The organism is Leifsonia sp. McL0607, assembly GCF_049993355.1.
Taxonomy (GTDB): domain Bacteria; phylum Actinomycetota; class Actinomycetes; order Actinomycetales; family Microbacteriaceae; genus Leifsonia.
Window position 1 is genome coordinate 3,820,344 of sequence record NZ_CP188253.1, and the last position, 18,618, is coordinate 3,838,961.

At 68.7% G+C, this 18,618-nt stretch carries 18 protein-coding genes; 17 read left to right on the top strand and 1 reads right to left on the bottom strand.

Annotated elements, in window-relative coordinates; all coding sequences use genetic code 11:
• The first annotated feature begins 39 nt into the window (after window positions 1–39).
• The 16 genes from ACPPVW_RS18465 (at window position 40) to ACPPVW_RS18540 (ending at window position 12,931) form a co-directional block, all read left to right on the top strand.
• Entirely contained in the window at window positions 40–1,491 is a 1,452-nt protein-coding gene (locus ACPPVW_RS18465; protein ID WP_426624509.1) for a ParB/RepB/Spo0J family partition protein, read from the top strand.
• A gap of 466 nt (window positions 1,492–1,957) precedes the next feature.
• On the top strand, window positions 1,958–2,950 hold the full coding sequence (locus tag ACPPVW_RS18470; protein WP_426624510.1) for a DUF3560 domain-containing protein: 993 nt from the start codon (window positions 1,958–1,960) through the stop codon (window positions 2,948–2,950).
• 434 nt (window positions 2,951–3,384) lie between these two features.
• Window positions 3,385–4,317, top strand: coding sequence for a DNA-processing protein DprA (locus ACPPVW_RS18475; RefSeq protein ID WP_426624511.1), 933 nt, complete (start codon window positions 3,385–3,387; stop codon window positions 4,315–4,317).
• Between the two features lie 143 nt (window positions 4,318–4,460).
• Complete coding sequence (locus ACPPVW_RS18480) at window positions 4,461–4,796, top strand: hypothetical protein (RefSeq protein WP_426624512.1); 336 nt, start codon at window positions 4,461–4,463, stop codon at window positions 4,794–4,796.
• A gap of 44 nt (window positions 4,797–4,840) precedes the next feature.
• On the top strand, window positions 4,841–5,203 hold the full coding sequence (locus ACPPVW_RS18485) for a hypothetical protein (protein WP_426624513.1): 363 nt from the start codon (window positions 4,841–4,843) through the stop codon (window positions 5,201–5,203).
• 412 nt (window positions 5,204–5,615) lie between these two features.
• A complete protein-coding gene (locus tag ACPPVW_RS18490) occupies window positions 5,616–5,888 on the top strand; it encodes a hypothetical protein (RefSeq protein WP_426624514.1) in 273 nt (90 codons plus the stop codon).
• A gap of 50 nt (window positions 5,889–5,938) precedes the next feature.
• The gene (locus ACPPVW_RS18495) at window positions 5,939–7,153 is read left to right on the top strand and encodes a hypothetical protein (protein WP_426624515.1); all 1,215 of its coding nucleotides are present in this window, start codon (window positions 5,939–5,941) and stop codon (window positions 7,151–7,153) included.
• A 15-nt stretch (window positions 7,154–7,168) separates the two neighbouring features.
• Complete coding sequence (locus ACPPVW_RS18500; RefSeq protein ID WP_426624516.1) at window positions 7,169–7,402, top strand: hypothetical protein; 234 nt, start codon at window positions 7,169–7,171, stop codon at window positions 7,400–7,402.
• A gap of 201 nt (window positions 7,403–7,603) precedes the next feature.
• The gene (locus ACPPVW_RS18505; protein ID WP_426624517.1) at window positions 7,604–8,572 is read left to right on the top strand and encodes a hypothetical protein; all 969 of its coding nucleotides are present in this window, start codon (window positions 7,604–7,606) and stop codon (window positions 8,570–8,572) included.
• A gap of 20 nt (window positions 8,573–8,592) precedes the next feature.
• Window positions 8,593–9,087: a hypothetical protein gene (locus ACPPVW_RS18510; protein WP_426624518.1), complete on the top strand. Its 495-nt coding sequence runs from the start codon at window positions 8,593–8,595 to the stop codon at window positions 9,085–9,087.
• 746 nt (window positions 9,088–9,833) lie between these two features.
• The gene (locus ACPPVW_RS18515; protein WP_426624519.1) at window positions 9,834–10,070 is read left to right on the top strand and encodes a hypothetical protein; all 237 of its coding nucleotides are present in this window, start codon (window positions 9,834–9,836) and stop codon (window positions 10,068–10,070) included.
• Between the two features lie 31 nt (window positions 10,071–10,101).
• Window positions 10,102–10,443, top strand: coding sequence for a hypothetical protein (locus ACPPVW_RS18520; RefSeq protein WP_426624520.1), 342 nt, complete (start codon window positions 10,102–10,104; stop codon window positions 10,441–10,443).
• 31 nt (window positions 10,444–10,474) lie between these two features.
• Entirely contained in the window at window positions 10,475–10,792 is a 318-nt protein-coding gene (locus ACPPVW_RS18525) for a hypothetical protein (RefSeq protein ID WP_426624521.1), read from the top strand.
• A gap of 181 nt (window positions 10,793–10,973) precedes the next feature.
• On the top strand, window positions 10,974–11,291 hold the full coding sequence (locus ACPPVW_RS18530; RefSeq protein ID WP_426624522.1) for an ArsR/SmtB family transcription factor: 318 nt from the start codon (window positions 10,974–10,976) through the stop codon (window positions 11,289–11,291).
• Window positions 11,292–11,381: 90 nt separating this feature from the next.
• Entirely contained in the window at window positions 11,382–12,446 is a 1,065-nt protein-coding gene (locus tag ACPPVW_RS18535) for a M23 family metallopeptidase (protein ID WP_426624523.1), read from the top strand.
• Between the two features lie 2 nt (window positions 12,447–12,448).
• A complete protein-coding gene (locus ACPPVW_RS18540) occupies window positions 12,449–12,931 on the top strand; it encodes a hypothetical protein (RefSeq protein WP_426624524.1) in 483 nt (160 codons plus the stop codon).
• Between the two features lie 73 nt (window positions 12,932–13,004).
• Here the strand turns inward: ACPPVW_RS18540 and ACPPVW_RS18545 are convergent, their stop codons facing one another.
• Window positions 13,005–13,523: a hypothetical protein gene (locus tag ACPPVW_RS18545; RefSeq protein WP_426624525.1), complete on the bottom strand. Its 519-nt coding sequence runs from the start codon at window positions 13,521–13,523 to the stop codon at window positions 13,005–13,007.
• Window positions 13,524–14,189: 666 nt separating this feature from the next.
• On the opposite strand from ACPPVW_RS18545, the gene mobF reads away from it, so the two are divergent.
• Window positions 14,190–18,548 (top strand): MobF family relaxase, encoded by a 4,359-nt coding sequence (gene mobF, locus ACPPVW_RS18550; protein ID WP_426624526.1) that lies wholly within the window; start codon window positions 14,190–14,192, stop codon window positions 18,546–18,548.
• The last annotated feature ends 70 nt before the right edge of the window (window positions 18,549–18,618 follow it).

Here is an 18,618-nt window from a genome sequence, read left to right on the forward strand (position 1 = left end):
CCCCGGACCGGAAATTGACAACGAAAGGCTATCGCAAACATGACCATCACTACCAATCAGACCGCCGTCGCGCACCACGCCGAGCAGGCGGTGACCGTCCCGGACACCGCGGCGGACGCCGCCCGCGGGTCGTTGCGTCACGTGGACCCGAACAGCATCGTCATCGAAACGAACGCTCGCACGCTCCCAATCCTCTCCGAGGAGTGGATCGCGGAGTTGAAGGCCAACGGCGTCATGACGCCGGTGTCCGGCTGGCTGAACGAGGCGGGCGAGGTCGTCGTCCGCGCCGGTCAGCGACGCGTGCTCGGCGCACGCGCAGCGGGCCTGACGACTGTCCCGGTCTACCTCACCATCCAGTCGCAGAAGACCGCCGACCGGATCGTCGACCAGGTGATCGAGAACGAGCAGCGCGAGGCCATGTCCTCCTCCGACCTGGCCGCCGCCTATCAGCAGCTCTCTTTCGAGGGGCTGAACCTGACCACGATCGCCAAGCGCCTCAGCAAGAAGCGTGAGGAGGTCAAGACCGGGTTGGCGGTAGCGCAGAACCAGCAGGCGGCCGCGGCGGTGATCGACTATCAGTTGACCCTCGACCAGGCCGCAGTGCTGATCGAGTTCGAGGACGACGAAGAAGCCCGCACCACCCTGATCCGGGTCGCGACGACCGCCCCAACGCAGTTCGCCCATGAAGCCCAGCGTCAGAGGGACCGCCGCGCCCGCGCCGACCGCAAGGCGAAACTAATCGCGGACCTGACCGGGCGCGGGTTCGTCCACCTGACCAGCAGCGGCTACGACGACGACAAGAAGGTTCTGCTGCCGATTGCCGACCTCACCAAGGACGGCAACCCGGCGACCGCCGAAGACGTGGCGGACCTGCCTGGGCGGTCGTTCCGCCTGGACTGGAACGACAAGCCGGTTCTCTACGTGAACGGGTGGAAGGAGGCCGGGTTCAAGAAGGCCCGTACCACCGTCACCGCGCCGATGACCGACGAGCAGAAGACCGAACGACGTGAACTCATCGCGAACAACAAGGCGTGGGACTCCGCCGAGGTGGTGCGTCGTGAGTGGCTGACGACCGTTGTGCGGAAGGCCAAGCTCCCCTCCGACGCCGCCCGGTTCGCCGCGACCGGTCTCACCACCTACTCCGGCGAGGTGTACCGGGCCATGCAGGAGCAGAGCGCGCTCGCGCACACCCTCCTCGGCATCGAGCAGGACAAGAGCGGCTACTTCGCCGGCGACAACATCGGCGGCTGGGTGGCAGCGCACCCGACGAAGGCGCAGCACGCGACTCTCGCCGTGGTGCTGGGGGGCATCGAGTCCGGCACCAGCCGGAACACCTGGCGCAGCCCTCGCCAGAATGACGCGGCCTACTTCCGCCAGCTCGCCACGTGGGGCTACCCCCTCAGCGAGGTCGAACAGCTCCTGATCGACCGGTTCGAGGCCACCAAGAAGAAGCCCCGCACCAGCCGCAAGCCCGCCGCGACGGAGAGCTAAGCCCCAGGGAGGGCGACCCGAAACCGGGTCGCCCTCCCCGAGTTGGGGGCCGTCCCGCTGGGCCGCCCGCGAGGGGTAGGGGCCAGCCCCTCCCTCGCGCACCCAACCCCGCCGTGACCCTTTTCGCGGCGCGAGATCCTGACCCGAAGACCGAGCGGACCGCCTGCGGCGGGCTGCCCCACTGTGAGGTGCCGGCCACGGCCGGCGCTGCGCTTGCTGGTCTTGTCGCGCGTCCCGGACGACCGCACCCTATCCGCTCCACTCGCTCCGGCCAACGGGGCGCCCTGCGGGCGCTGCGGGGTTGCCCGAAAACTTCTGCCCTGCGCTGACGCGACTCCCCGGGACAGAACTTTTCGCGCAACCCCGCAGGTGAACCCCCTAATGGCCTCCACTCCCTCCACGGAGAGGGTGAGGGCGCCGGGAGCACAACAAGAAACGACCTGGCAGAACCTTGGAGATTGACACCATGACCACAACCATGCCCACCCCGCCCACGGAAACCGACGAGCACGACACCCCGGAACCGCGGGCGACGCTGACCATCACGCACACCCACGCCGAAGGCACCATCATCCACGGCACCGCCAAGGGCGACGGCAGCGCCGAGATCCTCCGCGCCCAGCGGTGGCGGTGGGGACGCAGCATCACTGCCTGGTACCGCCCGCACAGCCGCGACCACCTCCCCGACCTGTACCGGATCGAGCAGACCGCCAACGCGCTCCGCACGGCCGGGTTCACCCTCGAGCTCGACGTCGACCACACCCACCGGCCCACCGCCGAAGTCGAAGCCGACAAAGCAGAGCGCGCCGCAGCGCGCGCGGACGCGCTCGACGCCAAAGCCGACCGGAAAGCCGACGCCGCTTCCGCGGCCGACGCCGCCCACGAGCGCGCCGCCGCTGCCCTCCCCGAAGGCGGTGAGCCGATCAAGATCGGCCACCACTCCGAACACCGCCACCGCCGCGCGATCGAGAAGGCCCACACCGCCCTCTCCCGCAGCGTCCAGGCCGACAAGGACGCCGCCGAAGCCGCCCGCCGCGCCGCCATCGCCCGCGACGCGACCGACCGCCGCAACGCGCCCGTGACCGTCGCGAACCGCATCGACAAAATCGACACCGAGATCCGCGGCATCAAACGAAAGTTCGCCCGCCTCGACAGCTACGAGCAGAACACCGAGCAGCGCGCCGCCTACCGGCAAAAGCTGACCGGGATGCTCGCCGAACACGAAGATCAGCGCGCCTACTGGCAGGCGGTCCGCGCCCAGCAGATCGCGGACGGTCTCACCATCGACGCGCGTCCCGACAACATCCGCAAGGGCGATCTCGTGAAGACCCGCCACGGCTGGGATGTCGTCGTGAAGGTCAACCCGAAGACCGTCGAAGTCGCACCCGCCCACATCGGCTTCACCCTGAACTACCGATACGGCGAGATCACCGGACACCGACCCGCCCCCACCACGTAGCCCGAGCGGCCGGGACGTGCCCGTTCGGGTGCGTGCCGGCCCCGGCTCCCGTCGTGCCGATGGCGGGGGCCGGCTACCGGCCGGCCACGAAGGGGCCCCGGCCCCCTCGCCCTCCCCCAGGCCGGCCACGGCCGGCGCCGTCGACGGAGCTCCGGCCTAGGAGGAGCGCCGCAAGCGGCGCCTGTCTTCTTTGCCATTTCCGCCTGACGAGCTTATTCACCTCACCCCCACCGCCAACCCGGCGCCTGCGGCGCCCGCACGCACATGAAATCTCAGCCGACGCGGTCGCTGCGCTCCCTTGTTTCCGCCGGCAGACATTTCACGTCCGAGCGGGTACCCGGCCCGGCGGTGGGGGTGAGCTGAAACGGCGCGATGCGCCGGAAATGGCAAAAGAACGATGAGGGGTGACCGCCCCGAAACTGGAAGGCTCCCACATGACCGCCACATTCACCAGCTCCATCACCGAGATCCGCAACCTCGCTCGCCACCTCAACCCCGCCGCTGCACGAACGCTTGCTTGCCTCACCGACGACAGCGTGGCGCGAATCGCGTGGTCGATCATCAGCGAGCCCGCCGACACCGCCGCGGGAGAACTCATCGCCGTGCACGGCGCAGCCGACGCCCTCGCGATCGCCCTGACCGGCGAGCCGACACCGGACACGGACCGGTGGCGCTCCCGCTACGCCATGAGCCTGGTCCTTGGTGCCCTCGAAGCCGCCGACCGCGGCGGGATCCAAGTGATCACCCCCGCCCACCCGCAATGGCCCGCCCGGCTTGACGACCTCGACACCGCCGCACCCTACCTGCTGTGGGTGGACGGCGACATCGCCGCGCCCTCCGGAGACCTGGTCACCGTCACCGGGTGCCGTGCCGCCTCCAGCTATGGCGAGCGCATCGCCTCCGAGATCTCCACCGACCTCATCGGTACCGGCCGTCGCATCCTCACCGGCGCCGCGTACGGCGTCGACGCCGCCGCGACCCGCACCGCTCTCCACTGCGACAGCGCACCCGTCATCGTGCTCGCCGGAGGCGTCGACCGCCCGTACCCGGCCGGAAACATCGACCTCATCCAACGGGTCGCCGCCCAGGGCGGCGCCATCGTCAGCGAGCTCCCGCCCGGAACGACTCCCACCCGCTGGCGGTTCCAAGCCCGCGGCCGCATCCTCGCCGCACTCGCCTCCACCACCCTCATCGTCGAGGCCGGCGCCTGCAGCGGCACCCTCCCCATCGCCGTCGAGGCTCACCGCCTCGGCCGCCGCGTGTTCGCCGCCCCCGGCCCGCTCACCTCCTACGCCTCCACCGGCTGCCACCAGCTCATCAGCGACGGCACCGCCGCCATCTACACCGGCACCCACAGCCTCAGCTGAGCCAAGCCTCGGGTGCCCGCCACCGGCGCGGGCACCCGACCGCGGGTGGCCGGTAACGGCCACCCGTACGGGAGGCGATCGCCTCCCACCACCACCCGAGGACCGGGCCGCCCGGTCCTCACGCTCCAAAGGAAATTGACACCATGACAACCACCCACCTCCGCCCCGTCGCACCCCGCGCCGACACCACCGCCGAATTCGACGCGATCGTCGCCGCCGACCGCCGCCACTCCCAGAGCGCCGCCGTCACCGCACGCCGCCGCGCCCGCCGCGTACAGGGCGCGTACCGGATCCTCTGGTCAGCGTTCGGGATCCTCGCCGGCGTCGCGTTCCTCGCCCTCGCCATCTTCCGAACCAGTCACGACCTGCTCGCCGCCGACATCGCATTCCTCAGCTCTGGCGCCGCACTCACCGCGGTCGCCGCCGCCGTCGCGATCGCCGCCGTCGACCTCCACGTCGAGAAGAAGACCCAGCGATGACCCGCGAAACGGTCAGCACCTCAACCACCACGAACGGAACACCCATGACCAGCACCCGCATCGACAAAACCCAGCGTCTCATCCGCACGACCTTCATCATCGAGAACAGCCGGGTGATCGACCACAACCGCCCCGGGCGGCGCGCGTACACGGTCACGACCTGTCACCAGACGGACCGGAAGGCCTACGCAAGCCGCGTCGGACGGGTGATCGTCTTCGACGACGGCGGGACGCAGGAACGGTTCGACCTACGAAGCGGCCACCACCCCGTCGCGCGCGTAGAGACTCCCACCGGACGGTACTCCTTCACCAAGCTGCAGGAACTGCACGACGAGTACGTCGCCACCGCGCGGACCGAGGACGCCACCACCAAGCTCACGGAATGGGCGCGAGCGCAGACCATCTAGGTCATCGCGGCCGGGGCCTGCCCGCACAGGCGAGCCCCGGCCCCGGGCCCGGCTCCCGTTGCCGGGGTGGCGGGGGCCGGCTACCGGCCGGCCACGAAGGGGCCCCGGCCCCCTCGCCCTCCCCCAGGCCGGCAAAGCCGGCGCCGTCGACGGAGCTCCGGCCCAGGAGGATCGCCGCAAGCGGCGCCTATCTTCTTTGCCATTTCCGCCCAGAGAGCTTATGCGGGAGAGCCCCTCGGACCGATGAACCCGCCGCCCTGCAGGCCGGGTGGCCGGGGAAGGAACTCCGTTCCTGCGCTCCAACACTCGACCAGGTCGGGGCGGCAGAACCCCCGCCCCGAGGGGCTCTCCCGCAACGGCGACAAGCGCCGGAAATGGCAAAAGAACGATGAGGGATCCCCGGGAGGACGAGATGGACACCACGAGCCGTGGAACGAACGACACACAGCTGCACCAGGTTGACGGCTACGACGTCCCGGCCGACCCGAGCGAGGCTCAGGACGCGCCGCGCTTCAACGACGACCACCGCGTGCGAGTGGGTCAGTACGACAACTTCCACCGGCAGCAGTTCGAGGCGATGGCGGACCGCGCCGAGCACGGAGAACCCCTCATCACCGGGGTGCTCCCCTACCCCGAGCCGCCCGTCGACCCGATGGAAGCGCTGCAGTGCGACAGCTGTCAGTGACTTAGCCCGCACAGCCTCCCTTCGTACTAGTGAGAACAGGACGAGAGCAGATGATGACCATTGCAACGACCTCCGTTGAGCGAATCTGGATCGCGTTGGACGCGGGCGGCTACCAGCCCGAGTCGCAGCGCGCCGGACAGTTCAAGGCGCTCTGCCCGGTGCACGGCGACACGCACCCGTCGCTCTCGGTCACGTACGTCCCGGCGCGCGAGCGGACTCTGCTGCACTGCCACACCTGCAAGGCCGACGCCGCGGAGATCCTCGCCGAGGTCCACCTCACTCTGCAGGACGCATACGACAAGCCTCTGGAGCACAGCCGCGGCCGGGTCGCGCGCACCCCGCGGCCGCGACGGTGCCCAGCACCGCGTCGGATCGCAGTGCGACCGACCGTCGAGCTGCCTCGCACCGGTTGGACAACGACCGCAACTTACGACTACACCACAAGTGAGGGCACCGTGATCGAGCGCGTCCAGCGCCGCGAGGTCGTCGTCGACGGCGCACGGCACAAGAAGTTCGCGCAGGAGTTCCGCCAGCCCGGCAGCCGGTTCGCCTGGAAGAAGACGCCCGGGTTCGTGCCAGTGTTCTACCGGCAGGCCGCCGTCGACCAGGCATTGAAGGACGGCAAGCCGGTCTGGATCCTCGAAGGCGAGAAAGACGTCGAGAACGCCGTCGCCGCGGGCATCGCCGCCGCCACCACGAACGCGCAGGGAGCAGCTCAGTTCCCCGCCACGCTGATCAAGCAGCTACGCGGCAGCGTCATCATCGTCGCCGACCGCGACCTCGCCGGATACACCCGCGCCCGCGACCTGAAGGCCGCCCTCATCGAACGCGACGTCGACGTGACCGTCCTGCTCCCGGCCACGCTCGAGCACAAGTCCGACCTCACCGACCACCTCGAAGCCGGCTACAGCATCAACGACCTGATCCAGCCCACCGACCGCGACCTCGACGCGCTCATCCTCGCCGCCGCCACCTGCAAGATCCTGACCAGCCGGATTCGCCGCGACCTCGACGAGATCGACGCGCACCAGGCCCTCGCCGTCCGCGAGGGCGACGCCGACGGCCTCCACCGCGCCGCGGCACGCCACTGGGCCGGCCAAGTCCTCCAGACGTGGGAGACCCACCGCACCGAGCACCTCACCGGATTCGTCGCAGGCGGCGACCTCACCGCCGAAGGACGCCGCGCCGCGCACTGTATCGGCCGCGCGATCGCCTCCGCCACCCAGACCACCACCAACCTCCGCACCGCCGGACTCATCCGATAGCTGAAGGAACACCACATGAAGACCAAGACCGGCCGGGCGCTGGAAGACCGCCACTACAACCTGATCCTCGTCACGATGCTCGTGCTCTTCTCTCTTGTCGGCGTTCTCGCCGTCGAGGTGGGCCCGATGAAGGGATGGGGGGAACCGCGGCAACAACTCGAGCAGCCGGCAGTGCGGAATGGCTGCTTGCAGCCGCTCCCCGACGTGTCGACGCCGAACCTCGATCTCTGCGCGATCGGGCGGCCATGACCGAGTGCCTCCCGCCCAACGCCGAGCACCCGCAAGGGTTCCCCGCAATCCGCACCGTCGACGGGGTCGCCAGGTTCGTGAATCTCTGCGTTGCCTGCGGCGCCCAGCTCCCCTACCCGCGGACTGTGCCGCCGGCGTCCACCGCGGCGCCAACCGCCGCCCTGCAGACCTCACGTCTCGAATCGAATCGAAAGGCCCAGAATGACCAGCCCAACTCCTGAGAACACCACAGTGCGGTGGTGGCGTCCCGCCCTCACCGCATGTCTGACCGGTTCGCCGGCACCGTTCCCCTACTCGCAGCGGTGGGGGTACCGCCAGCACAGCTGGCGGCACCCCGCCGATGGCGGCTTCCACGCCCCCGACTTCGAGGTTGTCCGGCTCCCCGAGCACCTCGCTCGCGGCTTCGTCACCCGCCACCACTACGCTGCATCGTTCCCCGCCGCCCGGTTCAGCTACGCCCTGACCACCACCGACGACCGGCTCGCCATCGACGGCGCGACTGTCGCCGGCCGCGCGCTCGTCGGCGTCGCCGTCCTGAGCGTCCCCATGCGCGCTGCTGTCCTCACCAACGTCTTTCCCGACCTCGAGCCGAACGCCCAGGCCCTCGAGCTCGGACGCCTGGTGCTCACCGACACCCCGGCGAACGCCGAGTCCTGGTTCCTGCGTCGCGTCTTCGAGCACGCCGCGACCGAAGGCATCCGCGGCATCGTCTCGTTCTCTGATCCGATGCCCCGCACACGCACCACCGTCGACCCAGACGGGCACGATCGCACCGAGCAGTTCATGCCCGGCCACGTCGGTATCTGCTACCAGGCCACCAACGCCCTCGCTCTCGGACGCTCCACCCGCCGCACCCTCACCTACCTGCCCCGCCACGGCCTGGTGCTCAGCGACCGCACGCTGCAGAAGGTGCGCGCCCAGGAGGCCGGCGCCGACGCCGCCGAGCGGCGCATCGTTGCTCTCGGCGCTCGCCCGCGCCGCGCAGCCGAAACCCCTGCTCGGTGGCTGCGCGATGCACTCGACGAGTTGCACGTGACGAAGGTGCGTCACCCCGGGAACTACCGGTACGCCTGGCCCCTGGGCCGTCCTGCCGAGCGTAGACGGACCCGGATCGGGCTCCCCCGCACCGCCTACCCGAAGCCCGACCGTGCTTCCCTGCCTCTCTTCTGATCGACACGTAAGGACCAGACATGAGCCCCTACAATCTGACCACCGAGCAGCTGCTCGACGAACTCCACGACAGTCTCGACGCCGCCCAGCAAGTCGGCGACCTCGAAATGCTGCGATCCCACCTTGAGGCGGGGTGGATTACGCTCGGGATCCTCCGCGGACGGATCCAGTCCAGCGTGCTCGACCCGGCCGTGCGCGCGTGCCGAGTCTGCGGGTGCACCGACGCCGACTGTTCAGGCTGCATCGAACGGACGGGCGAGCCATGCTCGTGGGTATCCCGCGAGGATGACCTGTGCACGGCGTGCGCGCGACCCGTCGGTGACCCCCAACTCGTCATACAGCTGCTGGCTGTTCCCAAATCGGACGGTCCAGCCAGCATCCAACTGCGGAACGCGCTCGTGGTCGTCTGCACCGAGTGCCCCGACCGGAGGCCCGTGCTCCGCGAAACTCTCCGCGAGGCGGTACTCGAACGCGACGCTCACAACGACATTGTGCACGCGAAGACGAGCGCATGACGACGGCGAAGGAATTGATCGAGATCCTGCACCGCCACTACATCGCGCCGGGGAAGCCGGCGAGCGGCTATTTCTGCGGCCGACTACGCGCTGGTTCGTCAACGCACTCAGGATCTCGCCGGTCGCCTCCGCTGAAGGATCCGCCAATTCGAGATCGCGCTGGACAAGGTCGCCAAGCCACCGATCGCTCGGGTGACGGTCAACGACCTCGACGGCGACCTGGTCACGTTCTAGCGCGTCCTGCGCGACCGCCCCGCTGAGCTTGAGGCAACGCGTCGGCCTCGCGCGCGGCACGCACTGAGGTCCTCTGGTCGAACCGGCCGATGCGGCGCGCGATCGAACCGCTCTTCGACGTCGGCTGACGTCCCGGATGCGGAGGGCCGACCGGAGGCCGGCGTGAGGGCATGGCTCCGCCGCCCTCCCCCTCCCGGGGCCGAAGGCTGAGCAGGAGCGTGGCTGAGTCATGAGGAGCCGCCGAGGGTGCCGGAGCATCGAGGGGGGAATCGTACTAGCGGCCGCTCGAAGCCTGTCAAGCGCCGCTCCCTCCCCCGTTGGCGAGATGTCCGGGGAAGGAACTCCGTTCCTCTGCTTCCACACTCGTTCGCGTCGGTGGGAAGGGATCGACGCTTGACAGGCTCCGGCGTCCGCCAAGTTGGTCCCCGTATTCGATGATCCGCCCACCTCTGATTCCGCGGACATCTCATGAAAGGGACGAACCGATGAACCCAAGCAGCCTCGCCCAGTGCATGTCCGAAGTCAGTGAGCGCGTCGACGAACTCAACGACACCGCCAACCAACGCATCATCTGCCCACTGGATGTGTGTGTCGGCGAATGCTGCGACGACATCGAGCTTGTCGACGCGTACGAGATCCTCCACGACCACATCGACCAACGGGACCATTCCCTCGGCCTTGACGAGGTCGGCGGCTACGCCGTCCCCCTCGACCCGATGGAGCTGCTGCAGTGCGGCTCCTGCCAGTGACCCACCAGACCGAGACCACGAGGAGCACACGATGAAGCTGTACACGGTGCCAGCGTCGCTGATCCGGTCCAGGCGCACCCTGCGGGTGGTCCTGTTCCAGGTCGGTGTCCGGATCGCACTCGCCGAGCGTGAGCAACTCGCGGCCGACCTCGCCGACGCGCAGGCGGAGCTCGACCGGGCTCGTGCCGTCCCGAACCGGGCGGTGCGCGTCCGCGCGGCCCGCCGGCTCCACCGCGGGTTCGACGTCGTCGCCTCGCGCGGCCAGCCCACCCGGGTCACCGCAAGCGCGTGGCCGGTCCGGGTGCCCGGCACCGCGACCGTCCTTTCAGCGATCGCCACCGGGGCCGATCATCGTCGGCCCGTCGTCGCATAGACCCACCACCCCAACGAGAGGAAGCACTGACATGGCCACCATGAAAGACATCACCTGGATCCAGCGCAAGCTCAGCAAGCGTTGCCCCCACATCACCGTCACCGCGCGGCTCGACGAGAGCGGGAGCATCGTCGTTACCGGCGAAAGTGCCCGCGGATCCTTCACCGAGTCCAGCGACCAGCACCGCGACACCATCACCGCCGAGGACAGCCTCGGATTCCGTGAGCAGTTCTACCGCGCCGTCGTCCGTTACTTCGAGGACCTCGACGCGGACACCGCCCGCGATCGCGAGCACTCGGATGAGCTGAGCGCCCACCCCGACCGTGTAGAGGACACGCGAAATGGCTGAGGGTCAGTTCATCGTCACGGCGTTCTTCGACGGCAGCAGGAATGTGAAGCGTCCGGCCAACCCGTCGTTGCCCGCTGGGTCGACCCGAACACCACGCGCTGACATGCGCCTTCGGCGGCGCCGAGCTCTGCACGCGGCGCTTGCGCCGGAAGGTCATCCTCAGACTCGATACGATGCCGGAATGAGCACCACCTCGGATCACGACCGCGCCGGGCGCGACGCGCTCGGGGTGGCTGGCACGCGCATCGAGATCCTGCGCCTCGCTCTCTCGTCCGAGGAGATCACAGCACGCGATGTCATGACCAGCCTCGGTATCACCCGCAACGCGGTCGGAAAACAGGTCTCCCCGCTGGTTGACGCTGGTCTGCTCATCGAGCGGCGCGCGTACACTTCCCGAGGTAGCGGTCGGCAGACCTACTGGCGCGCAGACCGAGACCGGATCCTCGACGCGTTCCGCTCCCTCATCACGCACACGTTCGGAACCAACCCCTTCAATTGAACCTGTAGTGCATATGGGTTAGGGTGCGGCCATGCCGCATGCTCACTGCTTAGCCTGTCCGCTCGCCGTTTTCCCATGCGGAGGTCGGCGATGAAGGCTTTGGTCGGCACTCTCGGCGGCGTGCTCGCCCTGATTCTCGGCATCGCGTTCAGTGTTGTCGTGGGCTCCTCCACCGCGCAGGCTGGCTGCGGTGGTGGTGTCGGCACGGTCAACGTGCAGGCGATCCCCTCTGACGCGGTCATCGACGGCTACGTCAGCGAGCAGCTGGTCAACGCGGCTCACATCATGAACGCGGCCGCGGCGTTGGATCTGGACGTTCGGGCCCAGCAGCTCGGCGTCATGACGGCAATGGGCGAGAGCGGCCTCCGGGCGCTCAGTTACGGCGACAACGCCATCAACCCGGACGGCTCCGTCGCCGACTCAATCGGACTCTTCCAGCAGCAGAGCACGTGGGGATCCACCACCGACCGCATGGATCCGGAGATCTCGGCTGCTCTATTCTTCAAGCGGCTGTCGGGCGTCGCCGGATGGCAGCAGATGGAGCCGACTCTCGCCGCCCATGCAGTACAGATCAACGAAGATCCGAACTACTATGCGAAGTTCTGGCCGGCGGCGGTGAGCGTCACGAACGAGCTCGCTCAGACGTATGTCTCGACGGGCGCGCGCGCCTGTACCGCCGGCACCGCCGCCTACCCGCTGAATGCGCCCTACATGATGACGGACGGGTTCGGCCCACGCTCCGCGCCAACAGAGGGAGCCTCCAGCTGGCACCCCGCCGTGGACCTCGTCGGCAAATGCGGCGAGCCGATCTACGCGATCCTGCCCGGCCGCGTCGTGGTCTCCGACCGGCTGACCCTTTCGATCGAATCGCCTGACGGCTTCACCGTCTCCTACCTGCACTCCCACCTCGCCGACCGGCTCGTGAACATCGGCGACCAGGTTACCCGCGGACAGCAGATCAGCGCGGTCGGCAACGAGGCCCCATCGACCGGCTGCCACCTCGACCTCCGCATCAACGTCAGCGGCAACAAGAACCCGCAAGTCGCCCAGCTCGCCACCTTCCCCGACGCACCCGGCTGGGTCGATCCGGAAGCGTTCATGTCGCTGTTCGGTCTCGAGCTGTGCCCCACCGACTGGTGCACGCGGAGCTACTGACCGTGGCGACCGAATCCGAGATCGACCGATTCCTCTCCCATGTTCTCAAGGGGCCAGAGCCTGACGATTGTTGGTTCTGGGTCGGCGCGATCGGTGACGACGGCTACGGCCGATTCTGGATCCGCCGCGATGGCACCCAGCGTGCCGTCCGACCGCACCGATACCTCTACGACCGCACCGTCGGCCCGCTCACCCGCGCCGACGTTCTCATGCACTCCTGCGACGTCCCGTTGTGCGTGCACGTCGACGCCGACCCTGCCCTATCCCACCTGGCACCCGGCACGCATGCCAGCAATATGCGCGACCGCGCGCAGAAGGGTCGCACCGGGAATGGAGCGACCACGACCGGAATGCGCGGCATCAGCAGGAAGGCCCTCACGGCCCGCTCGCGCGCGCTCCGCGCGCTCCTGCTCGAGCAGGGCTGGCAGCGCGACGCGATCGCCGCCGCACTCGCCGACCTGATCGACCACCCGAGACTTTTCTAGAGAGGCGGCGAACGCCAGAGCGCCCCGACCCTTTTCATTTCAGGGTCAGGGCGCTCTGTCGTTCCCGGTGAACTCAGGGAGCCATCGAGAAGTCCGGCCCTCGCGCGGCCTCAGCGTCGTCCCTCGACTCTTCGCTGTGCCCTGCTTCGCCCGCGCCCGAAGTTCCGTGCTCGGCCGTCGACCCGTCGACCATGGGCTCGGCCAGCATGCGCCCCTCCGCCGCCTCCACTTCCGGCTCGTCGTCTTCAGCCGGGGCTGCCTGACCGGCGACCGCCGTCGCCCGGCGCACGTCTGCTGACGTGCATCCCAGGCGCTCGATGGCTTCGGCGCGCGGCACACCGAGCTCGAGCATCTCGCGGATCACCTGATCGGCGTCTGCCAGCGCCTCAGCTGAACCGCGCGACGCCTTCTCCTCCGCAACCGCGATCTCCTTATCGCGTAGCGCGTAGACCCTTTCCACCTGATCGACCGCGCTGAAATAGCTCACACCGAGCTCCTCGAGCCGTGCCTCGCGCGCACGGTACTGAGCTGCCCGCTCCCGAGCGCGCTCTCGCGCGCTCACCGCGCGCGCATCAGAGGTTTTCCTCGCCATCTCGTGCTCCTTTCGCTTTCCTCTTCATTATCACCGAAGGTGCAAGTGAACGTGGCCTCCTCCCGTCGCGCCGCCGGCCCCGCGGACGTGGCGGCGCGTCCCCACCGGTCCGCCCCGGGAGGGGCGAGCCCCTCCCGCTCCCCCGAATGGATCGAGGTGGCCGGCCCCGACTGCGCCGCCAGTCCCGCGCGCCTCTCGGCGCGTCCCCACGGGCCGCGCCGGGAGGGGGCCCGCCCCCTCCCACTCCCTCGAGCTCGCAGTGCGTCCCCCTAACGGTGTCAGCGAAGCTGAAACGCCCGCCGGCCTAACGGCTACCGGCCAGCGGGCGCGGGGAAGGACCCTCCGGGGTGGCGACGGCGCCACCCCGTTGGGGCTGTCTGTAGCTGATGCAGATGCTCGACTTCTTCGAAGTCTGTGCTCTGCCTCAGCTGCTTCAAGTCTTCGACGAAGCATCTGCCCTCCAGTGACTGTTGCTCCTTTGATTCCGCAACCACTGAAGTGCAGGCACCTTTGGCATTAGTAATGAACGAGGTAGAGTGCCCATATGCACCGATAGTGCATATGGGCACTCTGTGCAGAAAGTGAGCGAATGTCAGTCGTGTGTGTAGCTGGCGAGACAGCCTTCGCGACCGTCGCCGTGCTCGCCGGGCGGCCGGTGTCACGGCCATGATGACTCCGCGCATTCTCTCGGCCGGCGCCGGGTACGAGTACTACCTCGAGAACGTCGCTTCGGACGATCAGGTCCGTGAGAAGGGCACCCAGCTCGCGGACTACTACGCCCGTGAGGGCAACCCACCGGGCGTGTGGATGGGCGGCGGGATCAAGAACCTGGGCGTCTCCGGCGTGGTGACCGAGGCGCAGATGCGTGCCCTGTTCGGTGAAGGACTGCACCCGGACGCGGATGCGATCACCGAGCGGATGGTGGCCGCGGGCGCCAGCGAGAAGGACATCCAGAAGGCGGTCAAGCTCGGCCGCCGTTACTACAAGTACGACGTGAAGGACACCACGCTGCGAGAGGCGGTGGACTTCCAGATCGACGAGTTCACCCGCACGATGGGCCGGGCACCCGACAGGGCTGAGGCGCGGAAGATCCGGATGCGCGAGGGCGCGATCCTCTTCCGCGAAACGCACGGCCGGGACGCGCTGGACTACGAGGAGCTGAGCAAGTACGTGAACGCGGCCATGAAGCCGGGCCAGCATGCCGTCGCCGGCATCGACCTCACCTTCGCTCCGCCGAAGTCCGTCAGCCTGGCGATGATGCTCGGCGACGACAGCACCACCGAGAAGATCAACACTGCGATCGAGAGAGCTCTCGAGGACACCATCGAATGGCTTGAACGTGAGGCTGTCGCCACCCGCGCCGGCGTCAACGGTGTCCGGCAGCTCGGCGTCGACGGCGGCCTGAACATCACCCGGTTCCGGCACTACGAGTCCCGCACCGGCGACCCGCACGTACACGACCACGTCGTCGTCTCCAACAAGAGCCTCAGCGTCGACCGCAAGTGGCGCACCCTGGATTCCAACCTGCTCCTACGGATGAGCGTGGCCGCGTCCGAGTACAACACTCGACGTCTCTTCGACCACCTCGACGCCGCCGGGATCCCCTCCTACGCGCGCATCGTCACCGAAGGCAAGCGCACCGTCCGCGAGATCGTCGGCGTCCCCGCCAAGCTCATCGACGTCTTCTCCAGCCGCGGCCGCGGCGTCCGGCAAGCCACCGAGCGGCTCACCAACACGTACATCCGGGAGCACGGCCATGCTCCCGACAAGGCCGCACAGATCGCCATCGACGCGCAAGCCTGGCGCGACACCCGCCCCCAAAAGGCCAAGCCCCGCACCCTCCGCCAGGTGAAGACCGACGTGCAGCGCACCGCCTCCTTGCACGCCCCAGACGATGCTGCAGCAACCGTCGAACTGACCGAACAGCTCGGCTTCCGCGCCACCCAGTCCATCGTCGCCATCGACCTGGTCGATGCGACCAAGAGCATCATGGCCACCGTCGAGCAGGAACGCTCGACCTGGCGGTACAACCACGTCGTAGCCGAGCTGAATCGGTACCTCAACCACAACCGGTACGCGACCCTCACTCTGGACGGGACCCCCGTCGACACGGAGGCCGCGTACCAGTTCATCCTCCGCAGCGCACTCACCGACGAGACCATTGAGGTCACCCCCGACCCCATCCACAGCACCTTCCAGCCACTGGAACAGACCGTGGGCGAACTGCCCCACGGCACTAAGGCCACCGTCTACACCTCTGGCCGGATCCTCGACGCCGAGCACCGCGTGCTCAGCGCCGCCCGCACCGAACACACTCAGGCTGCTCCCGTCACCGAAGCCCAATTCGCCGCCGCGTTGGCCAAGCACCCGAACAAGGACGTCGCCCAGGTCGCCCTCGCGCACGCGTTCGTCACCCGCCGAACCCAGATCGTCGTCGGTGTCGGACCGGCCGGCGCCGGCAAGACCCGGTCGATGAAACTCGCCGCCGCCGCCGTCCAGGAGGCCGGCGGCCGACTCATCGGACTCACTCCCTCCAAGCAGGCCGCCAAGGTGTTCGCCCGCGAGGTCGGGGTGCCCGCGTACACGATCGACGCGCTCCTCACTGCCCACCGCGAGGCCGCGAAGGCCGGCACCGACGTCTCCGCCCGCTACGCGATGAAGCCCGGCGACGTCTACGTCATCGATGAAGGATTCATGGGCGCCACCAGCCTGATCGACCAGGCCACCCAGCTCATCCTCGGTGAGGGCGGATTCGTTCGCCCGCTCGGCGACCACGCCCAGAACTCCGCCCCCGGCGCCGGTGGCATCGTCCGCTGGATCGCCAAGGACGTCGGCGCCGTCGAGCTCGAGAACATCTACCGCTTCACCAACCACGCCGAACGCGACGCCTCGAAGATCCTCCGCGAATCCCCCGCCGGCGTGGACCCGTTCGCCTGGTACAAGGACAACGGCCGCATCATCGCCGCCACCAAAGACCGCCTCGTCGACGTCATCTTCGCCGACTACCTGGCCGACCTCGACGCCGGCCGTGAATCCGTCATGGGCGCCCCCACCCGTACCTATGTCGACGAGCTCAACGCTCGCGCCCAAGCGCACGCGATCGCCACCGGAACCGTCCGCGGCCGACACGGTGTGCGCCTGTCCGACGGGCACCTCGCCCACGTCGGCGACCGCGTCCTCACCCGCCGCAACGACAACACCCTGAAGATGAACGGCGACCGCGACAACGTCGACAACGGCGACCTCTACACCGTCACCCAGGTCCACCGCAACGGAACGATCACCGTCCGCCACCTCCACCACGGCGGCACCATCACCTTGCCCGCCTCCTATGTCACCGCGCACACCGAACTCGGGTACGCGTTCACCGGACACGCCCTCGAAGGCGACACCTTCGGCGGCAGGAACGATGACACCGGTCTCTGGGTCGACGGCGCTGCCCGCGGCGTCGTCACCGCCCGGTCCACCCGCTCCAACGCGTACGTTCTCGGCACCCGCGGCACCGACCTCAACGTCTTCTACGTCGAAATCGAACCCGGACAACACCCCGACGACGTGCTCGCCCAAGTTGCCCGCAACCTCGACACCAACCTCTCCGCGCACGAGATGATCGACGTCGAAGCCGCCCGCGTCCACGACCTCAGCCACCTCATCGACCAGCACGCCGACCTCGCCGCACAAGCACACGCCCACCGCTTTGCCCTACTCGCCCGCACCGTCCTCGACTCGTCCGCCGCAGCTGGGCTCATCGGATCCGACGGGTGGGACGCCGTCGCCGCTGGCCTCGCCCGCGCCGAGAAGCACGGCATGGACCCGGCCGTGCTCCTGCAAACCACCTACAGCGAACGCGGCTTCAGCGACGCCGATGACATCGGCGCCGTGCTCTCCTGGCGCGTCGAGAAGGCGATCGTTCTCGCCATCGACGACGGTGGCCTGACCCCGCTACCAGACCTTGGATCCGACACCGGTCTCTTCGAATGGGCGGTCGATCGTGCCGCCCAGAACGACCCCCAGCTCCCGGAGGAATGGCGCACCCAACTGGCCGAACGCGCCGCCTACATCGACCAACGGATGACCCTGCGAGGCGCCGAACTCGTCGCCGAGCGGCCCGACTGGTCGCGGGCGCTCGGTCCGGTTCCGGCCAACCCGGCGCGGCAGAAGAGGTGGATGCGCCTGGCCGCAGAGATCGAACTGTTCCGCACGCGCTACAAGGTCGACCCCAGCACCCCGGAGCCCGTCCCGGCCGCACTGCGCGAGGGCGAGCTCGGCCGTACCCTGACCGCCCGAGTGACCGCCATGCACAAGTCCTCCGCGATCTCCCGTGCCCGCGGAAACACCCGCACCCTCGACGCTGACCAGCACCTTCAGCGGATCAAGAAACTGTCCGCCCGGATCGAGAAGCAGCGTCCGATCGCCGCGGCCGAGCACGCGGTGAACCGGCTCGACCCTGACCGCGTCGCACGTCGCACCGCTCGCCGCGAGCAAACCCTCCGCGATCAGCTCCTGGACACGATCGCCGCGGACGCACCCACCCCCAGCACCGCAGCCGTCACGCCGTCCCCCATTGTCGAGCCCGAAGCCGCACCCTCACCGACCATCGAGGCCGCAAGCGACCCCGTCACCCTGCAGCCGCAGAAGGGTGGGCGCGGCACCGAGGCGGCACCGACCGCGTCGACGGGCGAACGCACGGCCGCCGTCAGCGCGCAGAGCGAACGTAGCCGCCGTGCCAGCAACGTCACCACCCCCACCCCAACCATCAACAGGAAGGCTCCCACCGTGACCAATCACGACCCCAACGACCCGATCGCCGCCCGATTGGCCCAGACCCAAGCTCAGCAACGACAGACCCAGGCCCGGATCCAGCAGCAGCTGCGCGAGGTCCACACGGAGGCTGACATCGAGAACCGACAGGCCACCGCTGCCCGGGACGCCGCGGCCCGTTCCCGCGCGGTCACCGAACAGGCCGAGCGTTCCCGCAACGCCGCCCAGACCGCCCGCCAGCACGACCTGGGTCGCGAGCTCTGATCCTCGAATCTTCGGCACGATGACGAAGGGCCGGCCCAAGATGGGCCGGCCCTTCGCTGTTTCCGCGTGG